14 protein-coding genes are annotated in these 18,574 nt (G+C 68.5%); 5 read left to right on the top strand and 9 right to left on the bottom strand.

Going from position 1 to position 18,574, the window contains the following annotated elements; translation table 11 throughout:
• Positions 1–252: 252 nt before the first annotated feature.
• From ACFIMZ_RS06325 to hpnI, 5 genes are all read right to left on the bottom strand, one after another.
• Positions 253–810, bottom strand: coding sequence for a hypothetical protein (locus ACFIMZ_RS06325; RefSeq protein WP_431821875.1), 558 nt, complete (start codon positions 808–810; stop codon positions 253–255).
• An 86-nt stretch (positions 811–896) separates the two neighbouring features.
• The gene (locus ACFIMZ_RS06320; RefSeq protein WP_431821874.1) at positions 897–1,931 is read right to left on the bottom strand and encodes an HpnL family protein; all 1,035 of its coding nucleotides are present in this window, start codon (positions 1,929–1,931) and stop codon (positions 897–899) included.
• The gene (hpnK, locus tag ACFIMZ_RS06315) at positions 1,928–2,812 is read right to left on the bottom strand and encodes a hopanoid biosynthesis-associated protein HpnK (protein ID WP_431821873.1); all 885 of its coding nucleotides are present in this window, start codon (positions 2,810–2,812) and stop codon (positions 1,928–1,930) included. Before hpnK ends, ACFIMZ_RS06320 begins: the two co-directional genes overlap by 4 nt.
• Positions 2,813–2,815: 3 nt before the next feature.
• Positions 2,816–4,237 (bottom strand): hopanoid biosynthesis associated radical SAM protein HpnJ, encoded by a 1,422-nt coding sequence (hpnJ, locus tag ACFIMZ_RS06310; RefSeq protein ID WP_431821872.1) that lies wholly within the window; start codon positions 4,235–4,237, stop codon positions 2,816–2,818.
• A 118-nt stretch (positions 4,238–4,355) separates the two neighbouring features.
• A complete protein-coding gene (gene hpnI, locus ACFIMZ_RS06305) occupies positions 4,356–5,531 on the bottom strand; it encodes a bacteriohopanetetrol glucosamine biosynthesis glycosyltransferase HpnI (protein ID WP_431821871.1) in 1,176 nt (391 codons plus the stop codon).
• Positions 5,532–6,156: 625 nt separating this feature from the next.
• Between hpnI and ACFIMZ_RS06300 the strand changes: the two genes are divergently transcribed.
• The gene (locus ACFIMZ_RS06300) at positions 6,157–7,155 is read left to right on the top strand and encodes an LLM class flavin-dependent oxidoreductase (RefSeq protein WP_431821870.1); all 999 of its coding nucleotides are present in this window, start codon (positions 6,157–6,159) and stop codon (positions 7,153–7,155) included.
• A 35-nt stretch (positions 7,156–7,190) separates the two neighbouring features.
• Here ACFIMZ_RS06300 and ACFIMZ_RS06295 read toward each other — a convergent pair whose 3' ends face one another.
• Positions 7,191–8,246 carry an alpha/beta fold hydrolase gene (locus ACFIMZ_RS06295; RefSeq protein WP_431821869.1) on the bottom strand — a complete coding sequence of 352 codons (1,056 nt, stop codon included), beginning with the start codon at positions 8,244–8,246 and terminating at the stop codon, positions 7,191–7,193.
• Between the two features lie 175 nt (positions 8,247–8,421).
• On the opposite strand from ACFIMZ_RS06295, the gene pdxY reads away from it, so the two are divergent.
• From pdxY to ACFIMZ_RS06280, 3 genes are all read left to right on the top strand, one after another.
• Positions 8,422–9,282, top strand: a complete 861-nt coding sequence (gene pdxY / locus ACFIMZ_RS06290; protein ID WP_431821868.1) for a pyridoxal kinase PdxY — start codon at positions 8,422–8,424, stop codon at positions 9,280–9,282.
• 297 nt (positions 9,283–9,579) lie between these two features.
• Complete coding sequence (locus tag ACFIMZ_RS06285; protein ID WP_431821867.1) at positions 9,580–11,727, top strand: phosphocholine-specific phospholipase C; 2,148 nt, start codon at positions 9,580–9,582, stop codon at positions 11,725–11,727.
• A 318-nt stretch (positions 11,728–12,045) separates the two neighbouring features.
• A complete protein-coding gene (locus tag ACFIMZ_RS06280) occupies positions 12,046–13,194 on the top strand; it encodes a branched-chain amino acid ABC transporter substrate-binding protein (RefSeq protein ID WP_431821866.1) in 1,149 nt (382 codons plus the stop codon).
• Positions 13,195–13,338: 144 nt separating this feature from the next.
• On the opposite strand, the gene ACFIMZ_RS06275 is transcribed toward ACFIMZ_RS06280, so the two are convergent.
• A complete protein-coding gene (locus ACFIMZ_RS06275) occupies positions 13,339–14,100 on the bottom strand; it encodes a FadR/GntR family transcriptional regulator (protein WP_431821865.1) in 762 nt (253 codons plus the stop codon).
• 338 nt (positions 14,101–14,438) lie between these two features.
• Between ACFIMZ_RS06275 and gudD the strand changes: the two genes are divergently transcribed.
• Complete coding sequence (gudD, locus tag ACFIMZ_RS06270; RefSeq protein ID WP_431821864.1) at positions 14,439–15,791, top strand: glucarate dehydratase; 1,353 nt, start codon at positions 14,439–14,441, stop codon at positions 15,789–15,791.
• 150 nt (positions 15,792–15,941) lie between these two features.
• Here gudD and ACFIMZ_RS06265 read toward each other — a convergent pair whose 3' ends face one another.
• Positions 15,942–16,754: a hypothetical protein gene (locus tag ACFIMZ_RS06265; RefSeq protein WP_431821863.1), complete on the bottom strand. Its 813-nt coding sequence runs from the start codon at positions 16,752–16,754 to the stop codon at positions 15,942–15,944.
• 241 nt (positions 16,755–16,995) lie between these two features.
• Positions 16,996–18,060 (bottom strand): glycosyltransferase family 4 protein, encoded by a 1,065-nt coding sequence (locus ACFIMZ_RS06260; RefSeq protein ID WP_431821862.1) that lies wholly within the window; start codon positions 18,058–18,060, stop codon positions 16,996–16,998.
• Positions 18,061–18,574 lie beyond the last annotated feature (514 nt).

The raw sequence follows: 18,574 nt of genomic DNA, 5'->3' as shown, positions 1-18,574 counted from the left end.
GGGCTGAGGCGGATAGTCGCAAGCGAAAATATTTGTCTCAAATCACCGTCCTCACGGTTGCTGCGTTGCAGCAACCCGCCTCACGATTCGCAACTGCGTGCTAGACGCCTGTTTCGAAACGAAAAAGTCCGCTTCCTGGCAGTCGGGCGACAGGCCGGGAAGCGGACTTTTTGCAATTTTCCGGTCGCTTTTTCGATATAGCGACGGAGGCGGACGTTTGATGACGAAACGGTCGCGGACGGCGCGCCGCGGTCAGCGCCCCTTCAGGATGTCGGAGCGCGACGTCGTGTACACGCGCCCGTCCGGGCCGAAATGCACGTTGAAGAACGCGTCCTGGTTGACGCCGTCCTCGAGCCAGCGCCAGCTCCACACCGTTTCGGGCTTGAGCGGATATTGCGCGATCTCGCCCGGCTTGCCGAGCAGGCGCCGCACCTCGTCCTCGCTCATCCCGGGCGCCACCTTCGCGAAGTTGGCCGCGGTGAGCACCTGCGTCGCCCCCATGTAGCGTCCGTTCGCGTCGATATCGACGAACCAGGTCTGGTTGCCCATCGGGCCGCGCGGATACTCGAAGCGCTTCGAGCCGTCGGTGAACGCGCGCTCGGTCTCCGGCGGGCCCATCGTGCCGCGGATGTCGGCCTCGGTCGACTCGCCCGGCTTCAGGCCCTTCAGCAGCAGCTGAGCCGGCTTGATCGCCTTGAAGAAGTCCCGGATGCGTTGCACGTTGAGCTCGCCTTGCTTGTCGTCGCACGCGGACAGCGCCAGCGCGGCGGCCAGCATGGCGACGGGGAACAGCCGGAAACGGAAAGTCATCGATGGAGATGCGCGTCGTGGAAAACACGCGGCAAGCATACCCGCGCGCCGCCAAAAGCGCGAGACGGGCGCTCGGCCCGTCTCGTTCAGTGCGTCGGTTCGGTTTCGCGCGCGGCGGCCTGCGCCGGCTGCGGCGCGTGCGGCACGCTCGCCGTCATCCGGCGCCGCGTATGGGCGAGTTCGGCGAGCTGCCAGGAGCCGAGCGCGAGGCAGCCGAACACGACCTCGCGGGCGCGCTTCACGAGCGCGAGCGACAGCGCCGTATCGCGGTCGACGCCGAACATCTGCGCGAGCAGCACGACGGTCGCTTCCTGCACGCCGAGGCCGCCCGGCACCATGAACGCGGCGTGGCGCGCAGCCTGGGTCATCGCCTCGATCGCGAGCGCGCCGCCGATCGACACCGGATGGCCGAGCAGTTCGAGCGTCCAGTAAATCTCGAGCGCGCCGACCGCATAGCCGGCCAATTGCCAGAAGAATGCGCTGAACAGCAGGCCCGTGCGCGACATCAGCGCGTCGATGTCCGCGTCGAGGCGCCGGCCGTCGACACCCTGCAGCAGCCGGTGCGAATCGCCGAGCAGGCGGCCCGCGAAGCGCTCGATCGCGTGGAAGATCCCGCCGCGCCGCATCAGCACGACGCCGAGCACCGGCAGCGGCAGCGACAGCAGCAGCGCGAGGCCGATCGTCCCGGCATCGACGTCGCGCGTCGTCGCGAGCAGCAGCACGAGGCCGAGCGCGGCGAACGCATACTGGACGACGATCGTCACGAGCACCTCGACGATCACCGACGCGGTCACGCGGCTCGCGTCCGGCGTCCGCCAGCGCACGAGGCGAATCCCGACGATCTCGCCGCCGATGCCGACCACCGGCAGCAGCCGGTTCACGGCCTCGCGGACGGTCGCGACCCACCACAGGAACGGCAGCGAGCTGCGCTTGTCGAGCAGCAGGTGCCACGCATACGCGTCGAGCAGCAGCGGCAGCGCGTGGAACGGCACGAGCCACAGGAGCGCGAACCCGGCGCGCCCGATCATCTGCGTGACGTCGCCGACGCCGTCATGCAGCACCAGCGCGAGCAGGATCGCGATGCCGATCGGCCAGCCGAGCCATTTGATCCACTTGCTCACGACGGCTGCGCTCCCGGTTGACGCGCCGCGCGCGGCGCGCGCGACGGCGAAGCCTGGCCGAACACGTCGGCGAAACCGCCCGTCGCGACGCCCGCCGCCTTCAGCGCGGCGGCGACGCGCGGCGACAGCAGCGCGTCCAGTTCGTCGACGGGACGGTAGCCGGCCATCGTCGGCGTGATCGGGCCGTCGCCCGCCTCGGCCGGATGGCAATAGATCTCGCCGACGCCCGGCGGCAGGCTCGCGAGCGCGTCGAGCAGCACCGCCTCGTCCATGCCGCCCGTGTGCTCGATGCCGACCACGTAGTCGTTGTGCGCAAGCCCCGCGCGGTCGAGCCGCGCGCGCACGAGCCCGATCCACGGCTTGAGCCACGCGGGCGCGGTCGTCTCGTACGGCAGCCGGACCGCGCGCAGCCCGTAGTCGCGGCCGATCTCGACGATCATCGACAGCACGGTCGGATGCAGATGGAAATGCTTGTGCGCGTTCACGTGGTCGAGCGGCAAGCCGCTCGCCGCGAACGCGTCGAACTGCGCGCGGATCTCGCGGCGCAGTTGCGCACGCACGTGCGGCAGGAAGAAGAAGCGGCAGCCGTCCTTCGCCATCGCGTCGCCGAACCGCCCGTCGGGGCCGACGAGCGCGGGGATCTCATGCGCGGGCAGCGTGGCCGGGCCGTCGGCAAGCACCAGATGCAGGCCGACCGCGAGCGACGGCAGCCGCCGCGCGCGCTCGATCGCATCCGCCGCGGCCGGTGCGGCGACCATCAGGCTCGCGGCGTTCAGCACGCCGTCGCGATGCGCGCGCTCGACCGCCGCGTTGACGCGCGGATGCAGCCCGAAGTCGTCCGCGGTGAAGATGAGCGCCCGCGCCGCCCGCTGGGTCGTCACGAATCAGGCCTCGTGCGCGCGCAGGAAACGGAAGAATTCGACGCCTTCGCGCAGACGGCGCTTCATCATGTCCCAGCTCGTCAGCATCTCGCGGACGATCTCCCAGATCTTCGACGGACGGAAGTAGAACTCGCGATAGAACTGCTCGAGGTGGTGATAGATCTCGTCGCGCGACAGGTGCGGATAGCCGATCGCCGCGAGCTGCACCCCTTCCTTGCTCACCAGGTTGATGGTCTTGTTCTCTTCCATCCAGCCGTTTTCCACGGCCTGCTTGTAGAGCGTCGTGCCAGGATACGGCGCGGCGAGCGAGACCTGGATCGTGTGCGGATTGATTTCCTTCGCGTACTCGATCGTCTTCTTGATGGTCTCCTGGGTTTCGCCCGGCAGGCCGAGAATGAAGGTGCCGTGGATCTTGATGCCGAGCTTCTTGCAGTCCGCGCTGAAGCGGCGTGCGAAATCCGTGCGCACACCCTTCTTGATGTTCACGAGGATCTGGTCGTCGCCGGACTCGAAGCCGACCAGCAGCAGGCGCAGGCCGTTTTCCTTCATGATCTTGAGCGTCTTGTACGGCACGTTGGCCTTCGCATTGCACGACCACGTCACGCCGAGCTTGCCGAGGCCGATCGCGATCGCCTCCGCGCGCGGCGCGTCGTCGGTGAAGGTGTCGTCGTCGAACATGATCTCCTTCACTTCCGGCATGTTGTCGCGGATCCACTTCACTTCCGCGAGCACGTTCTCGACCGAGCGCACCCGATAGCGGTGGCCGCTCACCGTCTGCGGCCACAGGCAGAAGGTGCAGCGCGACTTGCAGCCGCGGCCCGTGTAGATCGACACGTACGGATAGTTCAGGTAGCCGATGAAGTAGTTTTCGATCTTCAGATCGCGCTTGTAGACCGGCGCGACGAACGGCAGCGAATCCATGTCCTCGAGGACCGGACGCGTCTCGTTATGCTCGATCGAGCCGTCCTTCGCGCGCCAGGAAAGGCCCTTGACTTCGGCGAGCGGCTTGCCCTCGGCGATTTCCTTGCAGGTGAAGTCGAATTCCTCGCGGCAGACGAAATCGATGGCGTCGGTCGCCGTGAGCGAGTTGTGCGGATCGACCTGCACCTTGGCGCCCACCATGCCGATCAGCATCGACGGCTTCATCTTCTTGAGGTCCTGCGCGAACATCGCGTCGGTCGGGAACGACGGCGTGCTCGTGTGGATGATCACGAGGTCATAGTCGTTCGCGATCTTCAGCGTTTCCTCGACCGACAGGCCGTCGGCCGGCGCATCGACGACGCGGCTGCCCGGCACGAGCGCGGCCGGCTGGGCGAGCCACGTCGGATACCAGAAGGAACGGATTTCGCGCTTCGCCTGGTAGCGGGAGCCGGCACCGCCGTCGAAGCCGTCGTACGAAGGGGCCTGCAAGAACAGGGTTTTCATCAATGCTCCGGTAGCCTGCATAGTTCGAGTTCGTTTCAAGAATCTAGTAAAAAAAACCGCGGGCCGCCCACATGGGCGCCCGCCTCTCGTCATGGTTGGTCGGCCTGCGCCGTGCCGTTCAGCGGCCGTCGCCGCCCTCTACGGCCGTCGCGCGCTCGCCGCCGACGACCGTCATCCTGGCGCCGCGCCACACGACCTGCGTGCCGAACGCCGCGACGAGCCACTCGAGCGCGAGCAGCGTGTCGCGCACCGCGATCAGCGGCAAATCGCGCCAGAACGCGCGCCAGCCGTCCTCGCCGCGCGCGTGCAGCACGAGCCGCCCGAACGCGCCTGCCGCCGTCGCCGTGGCCGCCAGCGTGCCGGCGAACGTGCCGTCGAGACGCAGCGCGAGCCCCGCGCCGATCGCGAGCCACGGCGCGGTGAACGTGATGAACAGGAACGCGAAACCGGCCGGGTTCAGCGACCGGATCGTGCGCAGCCAGCGCGTCTCGCGGTGCCAGAGCGGCCCGAACGACGCTTCGATCACGTCGGTCGCAACCTCGACTTCCGACAGCACCGTGCGCCGGCCGAGGCGGCGCGGCAGCTCGGCAAGCCAGAAATCGTCGGCCAGCTCGTCCTTCAGCGCCTTGAAGCCGCCGATCCGGTCGAGCGTGTCGCGCGTCAGCGCGAGCGTCGCGCCGAAGCCGAAGCGGCTCGAGCGGCCGAGGTGCGTGATCCGCACCGACGGCGCGAACCACGCGTCGACGAACTGCGCGCCGATGCGCGTCCAGAACCCGCCGACACTGCGCGCATGATACAGGCAAGTGACGACGCCGACCGACGCATCGGCGAGCGGCGCCGTCACGCGCTCGAGATAATCCGGCTTCACCGCGATGTCGCTGTCGGCGATCACGATCCGCCCGTACTTCGCGCGCTCGGCAAGATTGATCAGGTTGCTGACCTTCAGGTTCTTGCCGTACACGCGCGCGTCGATCACGAGCGTGATGTCGCAGTCCGGGTAGTCCGCGCGCAGCCGCTCGACGACCGCCACCGCCGGGTCCGCCGCCGACGCGACGCCGAACAGCACCTCGTAGCGCGGATGGCGCTGCTCGCAGAACGTCGCGAGGTTCTCGTACAGGTGCGGCTCCGCGCCGCACAGCGGCTTGAGCATGCTGACCGGCTCGAAGCCGTCGCGCGCGGCCGTGCGCGGCGTGCGCGGACGCGGCGCGAACGCCGCGACGAGCGCATACCCGGCCGCGGCCAGCGTGAACGCGACCAGCAGCCACTCGACGAGCGATACGGCTGACGACGTCATGCGCACCGCCCTGCGGCGGCCGTGCCGCGGCGGTGATCGAATAAGCAGGCGATGATGGATGATCCGATTGGGACGAACGCGGGCACGACCCGACTCCTTGTTCCGGCAGCGTCTGTATCAGGGGCACGCGATGCTCGAAAGCAGCCCTGCCCCGCTTGAGAGGCGCTCCTGCGCAACGCGCGGGCGAAACGCAGAAAATGCGAACGGCAACCGTGAGCGCGAGATGGACAATCGCCGGATTTTAACAGCCGGCGACACCCCGCGCTCGAACACGCCATGAAACGGACTGATGCGAAACCGTCAAATCCGGACGACGGACATTTTTCCGATGCAACCTCGTTAACCCTAGCGTAAGCGGTTTGCAGGCGTATTGCAGTCTCCAAATCTTTGCCTTTCGTGGTTTTTTGTGTCTGCGCACAAATTCGCACCCAATCTCCGTAAAATTTCGTAATTTTCCGATTATTACGTTGATTACGGAAACAATCGACGCGTATGGCCCGGGCATCCCTAACGGCCGCAGGGGTATCGACGCGTCGTCAGCGCGATCCGGAACCCTTTGGCAAAATCCTCCGCATCTGTTGCGTCCGCGCATCACCGCGCGCCCTCACGTCCGAAGGCCCATCCGATGATTCCGTTTTCCGTACTCGATCTCGCCCCCATTCCGACCGGCACCGACGCCGCGCAGGCGTTCCGCAACACCCTCGACCTCGCGCAGCACGCCGAGCGCTGGGGCTACCACCGCTACTGGCTCGCCGAACACCACAACATGCCCGGCATCGCGAGCGCGGCAACCGCCGTCGTGATCGGCCACGTCGCCGGCGGCACGCGGACGATCCGCGTCGGCTCGGGCGGCATCATGCTGCCGAACCATGCGCCGCTCGTGATCGCCGAGCAGTTCGGCACGCTCGCGTCGCTGTACCCGGGCCGGATCGATCTCGGCCTCGGCCGCGCGCCCGGCACCGACCAGACCACGTCGCGCGCGCTGCGCCGCGACCTGCTCGGCAGCGCCGATGCGTTCCCCGACGACGTGGCCGAGCTGCTGCGCTACTTCGCCGAGCCGGCTGCCGGCCAGCGCGTGCGCGCGGTGCCCGGCGCGGGGCTCGACGTGCCGGTCTGGCTGCTCGGCTCGAGCCTGTTCAGCGCGCAGCTCGCCGCGATGCTCGGCCTGCCGTTCGCGTTCGCGTCGCACTTCGCGCCGGACTACCTGATGCGCGCGCTCGAGCTCTATCGTGCGCAATACCGGCCGTCGGCCGCGTGGCCGAAACCGTATGCGATGGTCGGGGTGAACGTGTTCGCGGCGCAAACCGACGACGAGGCGCGACGCCTGTTCACGTCGCTGCAGCAGCAGTTCCTGAGCCTGCGGCGCGGCACGCCGGGCAAGCTGCCGCCGCCCGTCGACGTGCTCGAGGCGACCGAGCTGGAGCTGGCGAGCGTCGCGCATTCGCTGTCGTTCGCCGCGGTCGGCTCGCGCGATACCGTGCGCGACAGGCTGCGCGAGCGGATCGCGCAGACCGGCGCGGACGAGCTGATCATCACCGCGCAGATCCACGATCACGCGGCGCGGCTGCGCTCGTTCGAGCTCGCCGCGCAGATTCGCGACGAGCTCGCGAGCGAGGCGCGCTAAAGCAGCACGTCAGCCGCCCGCCGCGGGGCGGCCCGTCACTGCGGATGCGCCTGCGCGAGCCCGTCGAGCAGCGCCTTGTGGAACGTGTCCGGATCCTGGATCTGCGGCGCGTGGCCGAGCGCCGCGAACTCGACGAGCTGCGCGCCGGGAATCGCCGCCTGCGTGCGCTTCGCGAGTTCGGGATAGCGCCCGAGCTTCGCGTGGACGTCGGGCGGCGCGACGTCCTTGCCGATCGCGGTGGTGTCCTTGTCGCCGATCATCAGCAAGGTCGGCACGCGGATCGCGCCCAGCTCGTAGACGACCGGCTGCGTGAAGATCATGTCGTAGAGCAGCGCGGAATTCCATGCGACCGCGTCGCGGCCCGGCCCGCGGTACATCCCCGCGAGCATCTGCACCCAGCGCTCGTAGGACGGCGACCACTTGCCCGCGTAGTACGTCGCCTGCTCGTAGCGGCGGATGCCGTCGGCGCTCGTCTTCAGCTCGCGCGCGTACCAGTAGTCGACCGACAGCGGCGGCACGCCGAGCGCCTTCCAGTCTTCCAGCCCGATCGGGTTGACGAGCACGAGCTGCTCGGTCGCCTTCGGATACATCAGCGCGTAGCGCATCGCGAGCATGCCGCCCGTCGAGTGGCCGACGAGCGTCGCCGACTTCACGCCGATCGAGTCGAGCAGCGCATGCGTGTTGCGCGCGAGCTGCTGGAAGCTGTACTGGTAGCGCTCGGGCTTCGACGACTTGCAGAAGCCGATCTGGTCCGGCGCGATCACGCGATAGCCCGCATGGCTCAGCACCGTGATCGTGTCCTCCCAGGTCGCCGCGCAGAAGTTCTTCCCGTGCAGCAGCACGACGGTGTGTCCGTTCGGATGCGCAGGCTGCACGTCCATGTACACCATCTCGACGGTCTCGCGCTGCGACACGAACGAATAGCGGTGCACCGGCTCCGGATACGTGAAGCCTTCGAGCCGCGCGCCGTACGCGGGCCCGTCGTTGCCGGCGGACGCCGGCGCCGCGACGGACGCCGCGCACGCGGCGGCGAGGCCCGCGCCGAGCATGGCGGTGCGGGCGGCGGACAACATCTTGCAAATCGAAACCATGGCGAACACGATGAGTGGAGACGCACGCGGATCACCGGACGGCGCCGCGCCCTGCGATTCTACGCGGGTCGCGTTGACGACGGCGCGCAACACTCCGTTGCCTGGCGGCTTTCTCGCACACGAGGAACTCGGGTATCGTGTGACGTGAACCTGGCCCGCGTGCAGGCGAATTCCCATGAAAAACGTCCTCAGCATTCAGTCTCACGTGATCTACGGCCACGCCGGCAACAGCGCGGCCGTGTTTCCCATGCAGCGCCTCGGCGTCAACGTCTGGCCGCTCAACACCGTCCAGCTGTCGAATCACATGCAGTACGGCCACTGGGCGGGCAGCGCGATCGACGCCGCGAAGATGGAACAGCTCGTCGACGGCATCGCCGCGATCGGCGCGCTCAAGCGCTGCGACGCGGTGCTCTCCGGGTTCCTCGGTTCGCCCGCGCAGGCCCGCGCGACGGTCGAGATCGTGCGCGCGGTGAAGGCGACGAATCCGAACGCATGGTACTTCTGCGATCCGGCGATGGGCCAGACGGGCGGCATTCGCCCGGAGCCGGGCGTCGAGGAGTTCATCGTCCACGAGATGCCCGCGCTCGCGGACGGCATGTCGCCGAACCACACCGAACTGCAGAAGCTGGCGGGCCGGCGTATCGAGACCGTCGCCGAAGCAGTCGACGCGTGCCGCGCGCTGATCCGCCGCGGCCCGCAGATCGTGCTCGTCAAGCACCTGCACGACCGCAACAGCCTGGCCGACCGCTTCAACATGCTGGCCGTCACCGCCACCGAGGCCTGGATCGGCCAGCGCCCGCTGTATGCGTTTCCGCGCCATCCGGTCGGCGTCGGCGACCTGACGAGCGCGATCTTCGTCGCGCGGCGGCTGCGCGGCGATTCGGTGCGCGCGGCGTTCGAACATACGCTCGCGGCCGTGCACGCGGTCGTCAAGGCGACCTATGACGCGCGCCGCTACGAGCTGGAACTGATCGCCGCGCAGGACGAGATCGCGAACCCGAGCGAGTGGTTCGGCGCGTGGGTCACGGACGTCTGACGGCCCGCGCCGCGTGACGACGCCCGACGCGCATCGCGCGCCGCCGATCCGCGCCGCGGGCCGCATCGCGGTCCGTGCCGATACACCGGCCGCGACGCCGCGCGCGTCCGCACGCAATCCCGCCCCGCCGCCCGGCCCGAGCGCGCAAACGTTTCCACCGCTTCACATGAATGACACCGTTTCGCCGCTATGCTCGCGGCGGCACGGCCCGGCACGCTCCTGCATTCGCGCGCCGGGCCAGCACGCTTGCATCACTCCCCGCCATCCGGCGCTCACCTTTTCCGCACGATACCGACCATGACCCGATCGACCCGTCGTGACTTCCTGCGCGTTGCCGCCGGCACCGCCGGCGCCACCGCGCTGAACCTCTTTCCGCCCGTGATCCGCGACGCGCTCGCGATTCCCGCGAACCGCCGTACCGGCACGATCCGCGACATCGAGCACGTCGTGATCCTGATGCAGGAGAACCGCTCGTTCGACCACTACTTCGGCACGCTGCGCGGCGTGCGCGGCTTCGGCGATCCGCGCGCGCTGCGCTTGGCGAACGGCAAGTCGGTGTTCCACCAGCCGGTCGGCCTCGCGGAGCTGCTGCCGTTCCATCCGCGTGCCGACAAGCTCGGCATGCAGTTCCTGCAGGACCTGCCGCACGGCTGGCAGGACATGCACGCCGCGTGGAACAAGGGCCGCTACGACCAGTGGGTGCCGAACAAGGGCACGACGACGATGGCGTACCTGAAGCGCGACGACATCCCGTTCCACTACCAGCTCGCCGACGCGTTCACGATCTGCGACGCGTACCACTGCGCGATCCCGAGCTCGACCGATCCGAACCGCTACTACATGTGGACCGGCTACGTCGGCAACGACGGCGTCGGCGGCGGCCCGGTGCTCGGCAACGAGGAGAAGGGCTACGGCTGGACCACCTATCCGGAAGTGCTCGAGCAGGCCGGCGTGTCGTGGAAGATCTACCAGGACGTCGGCACGGGCCTCGACGCGAACGGCTCGTGGGGCTGGACGCAGAACCCGTACATCGGCAACTACGGCGACAACGCGCTGCTCTACTTCAACCAGTACCGCACCGCGCTGCCCGGCTCGCCGCTGTACGAGAAGGCGCGCACCGGCACCAACATCAGCGCGGGCGGCACGCTGTTCGACGTGCTGCAGCAGGACGTGAAGAACGGCACGCTGCCGCAGGTGTCGTGGATCTGCGCGCCGGAAGCGTATTCGGAGCACCCGAACTGGCCCGCGAACTACGGCGCGTGGTACATCGAGCAGGTGCTGAAGGCGCTCGTGTCGAACCCGGACGTGTGGAGCAAGACCGCGCTCTTCATCACCTACGACGAGAACGACGGCTTCTTCGACCACGTGCCGCCGCCGTTCGCGCCGCAGTCGCGCGACAACGGGCTGTCGACGGTCGCGACTACCAACGAGGCGTTCCCCGGCGACGCGTCGCACATGGCCGGCCCGTACGGCCTCGGCCCGCGCGTGCCGATGCTCGTCGTGTCGCCGTGGACGAAAGGCGGCTGGGTCTGCTCGCAGACGTTCGATCACACTTCGCTGCTGCAATTCATCGAGGCGCGCTTCGGCGCGCAGTACGCGGTGACGGCCGGCAACGTGTCGCCGTGGCGGCGCACGGTGTGCGGCGACCTGACGTCCGCGTTCGACTTCGCGTCGACCGACGCGAGCTGGCCGCAACTGCCGGACACGAGCGGCTACGCGCCGCCCGACCGCAACCGCCATCCCGACTACATTCCGGTCCCGCCGGTCGCGCAGAAGCTGCCGAAGCAGGAGGCCGGCCTGCGGCCGGCGCGCGCGCTGCCGTACGAGCTGTTTGCGTACGGCCGGATCGACAACGCGAGCGGCCAGTTCCGGCTGACCTTCGCGAACACCGGCCGCGCGGGCGCGGCGTTCCAGGTCCAGGCGCGCAATCGCGTCGATGGCCCGTGGACCTACACGGTGGAAGCCGGCAAGCGCCTCTCGGACACGTGGAGCCCCGCGCCGTCGCTCGGCCTGTACGACCTCGACGTGTACGGCCCGAACGGCTTCTACTGTCACTTCCGCACCCCCGCCGCACCGGCGGTCGGGCCGGCGAGCGTCAATCCGGAAGTGATCTACGGCTACGACGTCGCGAACGGCAACATCACGCTGCGCCTGATGAACCGTGGCCACCGGGCGGTGCGTCTCAAGGTGACGAGCGCCTACGGCCACGCGCATCCGCGCGTATTCGACCTGGCGCCCGGCGCGCGCGTCGACGACTACTGGGACCTGCGCGGCAGCCACGGCTGGTACGACCTGACCGTCAGCGACGACAAGCCGCTCGGCTTCGTGCGCCGCTTCGCCGGCCACGTCGAGACGGGCCGCCCGAGCACGAGCGATCCGCTGATCCGCACCGAGCCGGCATCAGCGTCCGCCGCTGACGACGCGGCCGGGGCCGGGGCCGAGTAACGCCAACGCCAACGCCCTGCGCCGGCCGCTCGATGCGGCCGGCGCCCCCGTTCCCGCCGCTGCAGGCGCGGCATCGACTGCTTCACCCGCCCCCATCCCCTCCCGGCGCGGGAATTCCCTCATCGCCGCTTTCCCTTGTCGCGCCGATGCTGTGCGGAAATCCGCATGTTTCGTGCGCCGAATCGACAAGACTCGCCCAATTTGGCCCCCTATAACTCGTCGTCAGACGCTCGGGCCTGCCTTCGGCCGCGCTCGCAGAAGCGTCGCCCGCGCGCGCCGCTGCGCGCGTTTTCGTGTCTCGCTGCCCAAGGAATGCACATGAAATTCCGCCCATCGCTGCTGTCCCTCTCGCTCGCCGCCACCCTGGCCGCCTTCTCGCACCAAGCCGCGCAGGCGGCCGGCGACACCGACATCAAGGTCGGCTTCGCCGCCCCGCTCACCGGCGTCAACGCCGGCTACGGCAAGGATCTGCAGAACGGCGTCCAGCTCGCGCTCGACGACGCCGTCGCGCAGAAGGTCCAGATCGCCGGCAAGCCGGCGCGCTTCGATCTCGTCGTGCAGGACGACCAGGCCGACCCGCGAATCGGCGTGCAGGCCGCGCAAAGCCTCGTCGACCAGAACGTGTCGGTCGTCGTCGGCCACTTCAACTCGGGCACCACGATTCCGGCGTCGGTCGTCTACGACAAGGCCGGCATCCCCGTGATCGATCCGGCCGCGACCAACCCGACGCTGACCTCGCGCGGGCTCGCCAACATGTTCATGGTGATCGCGACCGACGGCCAGAACGCCGGCAACGCGGGCCGGTACGCGATCGACGTGACGAAGGCGAAGCGCATCGCGATCGTCGACGACCGCACCGCGTTCGGCCAGGGCGAAGCGGACGAATTCGAGAAGGCGGTGAAGGCAGCCGGCGGCGCGATCGTCGCGCGCGAATTCACGAGCAACCAGGCGGTCGACTTCCGCGCGCAGATCACCAGCCTGAAAGGCAAGAACCCCGACCTGATCTTCTTCGGCGGCCTCGATTCGCTCGCCGCGAACTTCATCAGGCAGATGCGCCAGCTCGGGCTGAACGCGCAGTTCGTCGGCGGCGGCGGCGTGAAGGACAACGAGTTCATCAAGATCGCCGGCCCCGCCGCGGAAGGCGCGATGGCGTGGGAATACGGCCGGCCGCTCGACGAGCTGCCGCAAGGGAAGGATTTCGAGCAGCGCTTCAAGAAGCGCTTCGGGGCCGACGTGCTGTCGTACGCGCAGTTCGGCTACGACGCGACCTGGGCCGCGATCAAGGCGATGCAGGCGGCCGGCTCGACCGATCCGAAGGTCTATCGGCCGGCGCTCAAGAAGATCGACTTCGAGGGGATCACCGGCCGCATCTCGTTCGCGAACGACGGCTCGCTGAAGAGCGGCATGTCGACCCTTTACCAGGTGAAGAGCGGCGCCTGGAAGACGATCGTGACGAAGGGCGGTTGATTGCGGAACGCCCGCGCCGGCCTTGCATCGGCGGCGCGGGCGTCGTCATTCCGTGTGATGCGCGACGCAATCATACGATGACTGATATTTAACAGAACCGCCGCCGCGCCGAACGCTGACGGCGCGCGCCGGCGGACCGCCGGCCTACTCGGCGTGCGCGTCCCGCCCCGCTTCGGCCGCCTCGTGCGCGCGGCGCAGCCGCTCCCGGCTGTTGGTCAGGTGCGTGCGCATCGCGGCGCGCGCCGCCTCCGGGTCGTGGCGCGCGATCGCCTCGTAGATGTCCTCGTGCTCGTGGTTCAGCCGGCCCACGTAGCGCTCCAGGTCGTCGCCCGCGAAGCGCGCGGAATTCACCCGCGTGCGCGGGATGATCGACGCGCCGAGCTGCGTCATGATGTCGACGAAATAGCGGTTGCCGGTCGATTGCGCGATCTGCAGGTGGAACTGGTAGTCGAGCTGCGCGGTGTCGCGGCCGCCGCCCGAGCCCGTCGCGATCGCGTCGAGCGCGCGCCGCAGCGCCGCGAGGTCCGCGTCGTTGGCGCGCTGCGCGGCGAGGCTCGCGCACTCGCTCTCGAGGCTGATGCGCAGCTCGAGCACCGCGAGCACGTCGCGCAGCGTCGTGATCGTCGCGGGATCGATGCCGAGCGCCTGGCGGCGCGACGGCTCGAGCACGAAGCTGCCGATGCCGTGGCGCGTCTCGACCAGGCCGCTCGCCTGCATCCGCGAGATCGCCTCGCGCACGACCGTGCGGCTCACGCCCTGCGTCGCCATCACTTCGGTTTCGGTCGGCAGCTTGTCGCCGGGACGCAGCGTGCCGTTTTCGATCTGCGCGGTCAGCGCGTCGACGACATCTTGTGCGAGGCTGCGCGCGCGACGACGCGGCGCTGCGGGGAGCGTAGGCACGGACATGAGGCCGGTTCCTTTTTGAATATCGTGTCGGTAAGCCGAGGGTTTACGCGGGGTTTGAGCGAAAGCCGTCGATTCATTATACTGCGTCACAAGTCATCCGACGACTGATGATCGCTCGATCTGTCTCCTATGTCGATCAGCGTCAGCGCTTCGGCGCTTGCCTGATCCCATCCAACGCTGGCATCGGACGATTCACACAGCTATCGTGGATTCATCGCCCCCATGCCGCGATCGTTGCCGTTCCGCGCACGTCGGTTGTCGAATGATCGCACCTCCTGCCGCACCCGGCAAAGCTTTTGCGGGGCGCGGCGCCGCCCACCCTATTGCCATCGCCGCCCATGAACGCCGCCACTTCCACGCCCCGACACGACACGCCGCGCATCGTCGACCTGCAAGCGATCCCGGTTGCCGGCCACGACAGCATGCTGCTCAACCTGAGCGGCGCGCACGGTCCGTTCTTTACCCGCAACCTCGTGATCCTGACGGACAGCGCGGGGCGCACCGGCGTTGGCGAAGTGCCGGGCGGCGAAAGCATCCGCCGCACGCTCGACGACGCGCGCGCGCTCGTCGTCGGCCAGCCGGTCGGCAACTACCACGCGGTGCTCAACGACGTGCGCCGCCGCTTCGCGGACCGCGACGCGGGCGGCCGCGGGCTGCAGACCTTCGACCTGCGCACGACGATCCACGCGGTCACCGCGCTCGAAGCCGCGCTGCTCGACCTGCTCGGCCAGCACCTCGGCGTGCCCGTCGCCGCACTGCTCGGCGAAGGCCAGCAGCGCGAGCGGGTCGAAATGCTCGGCTACCTGTTCTATGTCGGCGACCGCACGCAGACCGCGCTGCCCTACCGCGACAGCAGCGGTGCGACCGACGACTGGACGCGCGTGCGCAACGAGCCCGCGCTGACGCCGGAGGCCGTCGTGCGGCTCGCCGAGGCCGCGCATGCGCGCTACGGTTTCAACGACTTCAAGCTGAAGGGCGGCGTGTTTGAAGGCGCGCGCGAGATCGAGGCCGTGACCGCGCTGGCCGAGCGCTTCCCCGACGCGCGCGTGACGCTCGATCCGAACGGCGCGTGGTCGCTCGACGAGGCCGTGCGGCTGTGCCGCGACCTCCATCACGTGCTGGCATACGCGGAAGACCCGTGCGGCGCGGAGCACGGCTACTCGGGCCGTGAAGTGATGGCGGAATTCCGTCGCGCGACGGGGCTGCCGACGGCGACCAACATGATCGCGACCGACTGGCGGCAGATGGGCCACGCGGTGCAACTGCACGCGGTCGACATCCCGCTCGCCGATCCGCATTTCTGGACGATGCAGGGCTCGGTACGCGTCGCGCAGATGTGCCGCGACTGGGACCTGACGTGGGGCTCGCACTCGAACAACCACTTCGACGTGTCGCTCGCGATGTTCACGCACGTCGCGGCCGCCGCGCCCGGCAAGGTCACGGCGATCGACACGCACTGGATCTGGCAGGACGGCGAGCAGCTCACGCGCGAGCCGCTGAAGATCGAGAACGGACTGGTGGACGTGCCGAAGCGGCCGGGACTCGGCGTCGAGCTCGACATGGACGCGGTCGCGGCCGCGCACGAGCTTTACAAGCAGCACGGCCTCGGCGCGCGCGACGATGCGGCGGCGATGCAGTACCTGATTCCGGGGTGGACGTTCGACAACAAACGCCCCTGCCTCGCGCGCTGAGCGACGGGCGGGCCTCCGGCCGGGTCGCATGACTCCCCGCGACGCAGATGGGCCGGCCCGCGGCGACGGATCAAACGCGGGTCGGCATTGCCGCCCCCCGCCGACGCGATGACGCGGCGCGACGCGCGATTGCGCGCTGCGCCGGACGTATCAGACGATCTGCTTGAGTGCCGCGTCGAGCGCGAGCACGGCGACGCGGTCGCCCTCGGTCGCGAGCGGCGCGCGCATCACGATCTGCCGGTTATGGCCGACGGCCGCCGGCGAATCCCACAGCAGTTCGACCTTCGGCCGCTTGAACCAGCTGCCGCGGGGCAGTGCGACGGGCGGCGGGCAGTCCTGCGGCGAGTCGCCCCGAACCTGGCCCGCCGAGCCGGCGCGGCCGGGCCAGCGCACCGACAGCTCGCGCGCGTCGTATTGCCCGACCTTGCGGCTTTCCATCCAGACGATCACGGTGCGCGTAAGCGTATCGAGGGAGATCGCGTAGCGGCCGACCGCGAACCGCCGCGCGGCGACGTTGGTGCGCCACAGCGGCCGCGGCCGGCAGATCCAGACGACGGCCGCGTACAGCGCCGGCGCGGCGACGAGCCAGCCGTTGGTCGCGGTCACCGCATGCATCGCCCGGCGCCAGCCGGCCGCCCACGCGTAGGCGCCGATCGACCAGACGGCGAACAGGAAACCGATCAGCGCGAAGAAGCGGAGCGCCTGGCGCAGCCATTGCGGCAGCGGGTGGAACGGGCGCTCGGCGCGCGCGGCCGCGCCCGGCAACGCGAGCAGCAGGAAGATCAGCACCAGGTAGACGAATGCCCACGGCGACGACGCCATCGCCGACAACGACTCGCGGTAGCCCATCTGCGACATCGAGAACAGCCACCGGGCGAGCAGCACGAGACCGATCGCGCGCAACGCGAAGATCACGCCGGCGCCGGGGGCCGGGGCTGCGCGCGTGGGTTTCGTTCTCGCCAAGACTGCTCTCCTCTCGATGATCTGCGGGGCCGGATTTTACGGCACGGCCATTATAGGGACATTACCGGCTGGACAGACGAACAGCAGGCGTGCGCAGGCGCGTTCCGGCCCGTCGCGGCCGCCGGGCGCGGCGAGAATACAACACATTGGCCATCGGCGCCGCGAATGCGACGACGCCCCGCCGGAAGACCCGGACGGGGCGTCGCCGTGAAGCCGGCCGCCGCGAGGCGGCCGGCCGGCTTCAGCCTGCGTTGACTTCGCGCAGCACCGTGCGGCGCTTCTGGCGCAGCAGCTCTTCGTAGCCCTTCACGTAGTTCTGCGCCATCACCTTCGACGAGAAGCGCGCTTCGAACGCGGCGCGGACCTTCTCGCGCGGCAGCGTGTTCAGGCGCTTGACCGCGGCGACGGCCGACAGTTCGTCCTCGACGACGAAGCCCGACACGCCGTTCTCGATGACTTCCGGCACCGAGCCGCGCTTGAACGCGATCACCGGCGTGCCGCAGGCCATCGCCTCGATCATCACCAGGCCGAACGGTTCCGGCCAGTCGATCGGGAACAGCAGCGCATGTGCGTTGCCGAGGAATTCGGTCTTCTCGGATTCGCTGATTTCACCGATGTACTCGACGTGCGGCAGCGAGAACAGCGGCTTGATCTTCTCTTCGTAGTAAGCGCGGTCGGCCTTGTCGAGCTTCGCGGCGATCTTGATCGGCATGCCGGCCTGCTCGGCGATGCGGATCGCCGTGTCGACGCGCTTCTCCGGCGAGATGCGGCCGAGGAACGCGAGGTAGCTCGGCTTCACGTCCGGGATCGGCGTCAGCAGGTTTTCCGGCAGGCCGTGGTAGGTCGTCTGCAGCCAGTTCGCCTGCGAGAGCGGGATGCGCTGGTTGTCGGAGATCGACACGACCGGCACGTCGCTGAACGTATTGAAGATCGGCTGGAGTTCCGGCAGGTCGAGGCGGCCGTGCAGCGTCGTCAGATGCGGCACCGGCTGGCGCGAGAACAGCGAGAACGGGTAGTAGTCGATGTGGAAGTGCAGCACGTCGAACTCGTCCGCGCGGCGGCGCACCTGCTCGAGCAGCAGCATGTGCGGGGCCATCACGTCGCGGATCGTCGGGTCGAGGCGCAGCGCCTGCGGCCAGACGGCTTCGAGCTTCGCCGACGTTTGCGAATCGCCGCTCGCGAAGAGCGTGACGTCATGCCCCATGTCGACGAGCGCTTCGGTCAGGTAGGACACCACCCGTTCGGTACCACCGTACAGCTTCGGGGGAACCGCTTCGTGCAACGGAGCGATTTGGGCGATTCGCATGCGTAACTCCTAAAAAATCGGCAATAAACCAAGCATTGGGTCAGCAGCCTGCCGGCGATCCTGGCTGGACGCATTTCATCCGAAATTCGGACGATTCGGCCTGCTGGCGGCGTCGAACCCGCGCTGCTCAAGGAGCGTCGGCGACGCGACAGGCATAGAACGTTTGAAACGAAGACCCGTTGACAGGGGTTCGTAAAAATACCAAGGCGTGAACCCGGAGCCGATTATCTAGGGGTAATCCTGATACGGCGCACAACATTTCAAACACTTTACTTTGTTACAAAGCGGCAACACTTTGCAACCCGCGGACTCTGGCGTCCGTTCTAGAGTGGAAGGCCCTTTTGGCATCCCTCGCCGCCATCCGCACGGCGGGAACCGCGAACGCGGTACCCGCCGCCCGGCGCGGAATGCCGAATTTTATCCCAAAATTAACTCGGCGCCCCCTGCCAATCGGCAAGATTCGCGCAGCGCGAGGCACGGCCTTGTTTACAATGCCGGATTACGTTGCGCCTGG

The organism is Burkholderia sp. F1, from assembly GCF_050813845.1.
Lineage (GTDB): Bacteria > Pseudomonadota > Gammaproteobacteria > Burkholderiales > Burkholderiaceae > Burkholderia > Burkholderia ubonensis.
Note: the sequence above shows the minus strand (reverse complement) of the source record. Positions and strands in the feature narration are given on the sequence as shown.